The sequence below is a fragment of the Candidatus Protofrankia californiensis genome (assembly GCF_900634765.1).
GTDB lineage: Bacteria > Actinomycetota > Actinomycetes > Frankiales > Frankiaceae > Protofrankia > Protofrankia californiensis.
The window spans coordinates 4628-7687 of the sequence record NZ_CAAAFT010000044.1 but is presented as its reverse complement, the minus strand read 5'-3'; the positions used below and the strand labels follow the sequence as shown (position 1 = coordinate 7687).

The window sequence follows — 3060 nt, the reverse complement described above, 5'->3', positions numbered from 1 at the left end:
CGGCGCACCGGCGGGCTGGCCGAACTGCGCGGGCTGACCGAACTGGTCAGCCGGGTAACCGGTGGGGAAGGCCGGGGAGCCGACCGGGGTCGGCGGTGGGACCGCTGCCGCCATCTGCTGCGTCCGGCCGAGCACCTGGTCGATCGGCGTTGACGCGTTCACGTCGGCGTTGCCGTCGACCAGGCGGAGCAGCAGGTCACGCGCGGCCGGCCGGGACCGCGGATCCTTGGTCAGCGCGGTCTCGACGATCCGGCGCAGCGGCTCGGCGAGACCGGCCAGGTCCGGCGGCTCACCCACGATCCGGGCACCCAGGTCGGCATCGGCCTCCGGTCCGAAACGCCCCGGTTCGACGAACGGATGCCGGCCGGTGCCGGCATAAGCGACCAGCAGACCCCAGGTGAAGATGTCCGCGGCCGGGCCGACCGGGTAGTCGAGGATCTGCTCCGGCGCCATCCATCCGGACGTCCCGAAGATCAGCCCACGGTCCAGGTCGTGCCACACCACCCCCGCGGGCTTGGCGATACCGAAGTCAATCACCCTCGGTCCCGACAAGGACATGATGACGTTGGCCGGTTTGAGGTCACGATGGACGATCCCCGCGCGGTGGATGGCCGTGAGCGCGGTGGCCACGCCGATCGCGGTACCGGTCAGGGTCGACGCCGGCAGCGGGCCGTCCTCCATGACCACGCGGTCCAGACGCCGTCCCTCGATGTACTCGGTGACCAGGTACGGCGGGTTCGCGTCCGGGTCCGCGTCAAGCACAGAGGCGGTGCAGAAGGGCGATACCCGCCGCGCCGCTGCCACCTCGTGGCGGAACCGCTCCCGGAAGTCCGGCTCGACGGCGAGCTCCGAGCGGATCACCTTGACCGCGACCGGCCGGCCGAGGGTGTCACGCCCGAGATAGACGGTGCCCATACCGCCGCTGCCCAGGCGAAAGTCCAGCACGTACCTGCCGACGGACGCCGGATCACCCACGTCCAGCGGCTCCAGCGGCTGCGCCGTCGCCCCACCCCCGGCACGACCTGGCAACGTCACGTCTGCCGCCGCCGCACCGATACACGCCTGCTCATAGCCCCATCGTCACCCATCCGGGGCCGGACGAGCAGGTCGACTCCGCAATGACGGCCGCTGCGACGGGGTATCGGACAGCGGACTGTCGTACAGCTGACTGTCGTGGAGTGGGCTGTTGTACGGCTGGCTGTCGAACAGTGGGCGCAGCGGCATCCCCGCCCGCCCGCCGGCGCGTCGCACCGCCAGCACCTGGTGGATCTGCGCCTGACCAGCTTCGAACATCAACGCGGAGCCGGCCATGTACAGCCGCCACACCCGGGCTCGACCTTCGCCGACCTCGGCCACGGCCGCCTCCCAACGCTCCTCAAGATTACGCACCCAGGCTCGCAACGTCAGGGCGTAGTGCTCGCGCAGGTTCTCGACGTGCCGGAGCTCGAAACCGGCTGCCTGCATGACGCTGACAACCGCACCGACCTCGTGCAACTCCCCGTCGGGAAAAACGTACCGCGCGACGAAGTCACGCCCGGCCGGCAGGGGCAGCGGACCGAGCCGCGGGCGGTTGCGCGCCTGACCGGCCGGGTCACCGGGAAAGGCGATTCCATGGTTGAGCAGCCGGCCCGCCGGCCGCAACAGGTTGAACAGGTTGCGAAAGTAGACCGGCAGCATCGCGGCGCCGACGTGCTCCACCATCCCGACCGAGCTGATCGCGTCGAACGGGCCGTCGGCGACGTCCCGATAGTCCTGCAGCCGGATCTCCAGGCGGTCGGCCAGACCCGCGTCGGCGATGCGCCGCCTGGCGAGGTCCGCCTGCTCCCGGGAGACGGTGACACCGACTCCCTCCACCCCATGGTGGCGGGCCGCGTGCAACAGCAGGCTGCCCCATCCGCATCCGACGTCGAGCATGCGCATCCCGGCCCGCAGACCGAGCTTGCGGCAGACCAGCTCGTGCTTGGCCTCCTGGGCTGCGTCCAGCGGTGCTGCGTCCAGCGGTGCTGTGTTGGACGCTGCCGCGCCCAGCACCGCGTCCACCTCCGGGCCGGACGGTGCCGTGTCCGGCTCCGGGCCGGACGCCCCCCACAATGCACACGAATACGTCATGGACGCACCGAGCACCAGTCGGTAGAAGGCGTTGGACAGGTCGTAATGATGGGCGATGGCGTCGGCATCCCGCTGTCGGCTGTGCCGGCGTCCGCGCGGCCGCGCCTCGTCCGCGGGCGGCGGCGGGGGCAGCGGCCCGAACTGGCGGAGCAGGGCCGCCGCGCCTCGCAGCACCGCCCGGGTCGGTCGCGCCGATCCCAGGTGGTGTCGCAGCTCGAGAGCGTCGAAGATGTCGCCCTCGACATCGATCTCGCCAGCGACATATGCCCGCGCAAAGCCCAGTTCGTCCGGGCGGAACAGCACCCGACGCATCGCCTCGGGCGTACGGACCACCACCTGAGTCGCGCTTTGCGGCCCGAAGCCCGACCCGTCCCACAATTGGATCCGCACCGGTGGTTTCGGCCCGACCAGACTGTTCAGGATGTCCGCCACCGTACGGGCCACCGCGGTGTCCAGCGCCGCGTTTCGGTACGCGGCGTTTCGGTACGCCGTGTACCGGGATACGTCCGTTCGGGACTCGGCAGTTCGGGACATAGCATCGTCGCACTGACTCACCGGCATACACCTCCGCGCAGGCCGTATCCAGATCCGTGGAGAGCTCCGTCGAGAGCTCATCCGCTGTGCGGCCTGCACCCATCATTACCGGTGTGCTGCCGACGAGCCCGCGCAACGCATCGCCGGCCGGGATGCCCGGCGGTCAGGATGTCGACTGTGTCAGGTCGTAGACAGTCTGCCCTCCCACGGTCTTCGCGGTGAAATTGTTTTCCACCCAGGACGTGATCTCGCTGAACCCGCGACCGAATCCGCCGAATCCGTCCGATCCGTCGCCCGCCGCGGGTACGGCACCTGCGGATGCTCCCGGCGCGGCTCCCCTGCCGGCACCGCCGGCACCGCCGCCCGCGATGTAGTAGTGGATGTCGCCGGCTGCGACATATTGTTTGAACTGGGCCA

At 70.2% G+C, this 3060-nt stretch carries 2 protein-coding genes and 1 pseudogene; all 3 read right to left on the bottom strand.

Annotated features, from left to right (window positions below):
- Positions 1-1035 (bottom strand): serine/threonine-protein kinase (locus DD1DGNOD_RS02310; protein WP_241255413.1); only part of this gene is annotated, 1035 nt, incomplete at its 3' end.
- Between the two features lie 45 nt (positions 1036-1080).
- The gene (locus tag DD1DGNOD_RS02305; RefSeq protein ID WP_241255412.1) at positions 1081-2541 is read right to left on the bottom strand and encodes an SAM-dependent methyltransferase; all 1461 of its coding nucleotides are present in this window, start codon (positions 2539-2541) and stop codon (positions 1081-1083) included.
- A 265-nt stretch (positions 2542-2806) separates the two neighbouring features.
- Positions 2807-3060, bottom strand: a pseudogene (locus DD1DGNOD_RS28630) (glycosyl transferase); the annotation flags it as partial.